The following is a 463-nucleotide window of genomic DNA, read 5'->3' as shown; positions in this document are numbered from 1 at the left end:
TAGCTTATGTTTTAATTGCTGCTCTAATTTTTTAACTCAAGTAAAGAGTACATTTTTATGCGCTGCATGATAACTATATCTGACCACAATAATTTTTTTTCGTATGGGTTGTATCATTTATTTAAGAGCCACCTTAAAGTTTGTTTATTGGTTAAGACTACGAGCCTTGACAATGAAACTGATGATGGCTTTATCGCTATATCCTTTTGTGAGAATGTCATCGTTACTCTTAAAATTAGAGACAAAAAACATATGGCAAAAGAACTGGCTTCGGAAGTTGTAATTTTTAGGAATGACAGCATTAATCAATTAAGCCGTAAAGTTGAATGTATAATCGCCAATATGCTAAAGCATGGTCACGGGCATGATGTTATCTATAATGATCGTGGGGTGATTAAATTAACGTCAACTCAAATAAAAATTTGTAAATTTTTTTATGATGGGATTACCACTAAGACTAAGT

General features: G+C 32.0%; 1 protein-coding gene. It reads left to right on the top strand.

The annotated features are described in order from the left end of the window. Positions 1-252: 252 nt before the first annotated feature. Positions 253-463, top strand: a 211-nt coding sequence (locus V1952_RS22495; protein ID WP_420075629.1) for a hypothetical protein, incomplete at its 3' end; no start/stop codon positions are given.

It is taken from the genome of Yersinia sp. 2542 StPb PI (assembly GCF_048593855.1).
Lineage (GTDB): Bacteria > Pseudomonadota > Gammaproteobacteria > Enterobacterales > Enterobacteriaceae > Yersinia > Yersinia enterocolitica_E.
The sequence above is the reverse complement of the archived record's forward strand: the minus strand, read 5'-3'. Positions and strand labels throughout refer to the sequence as shown.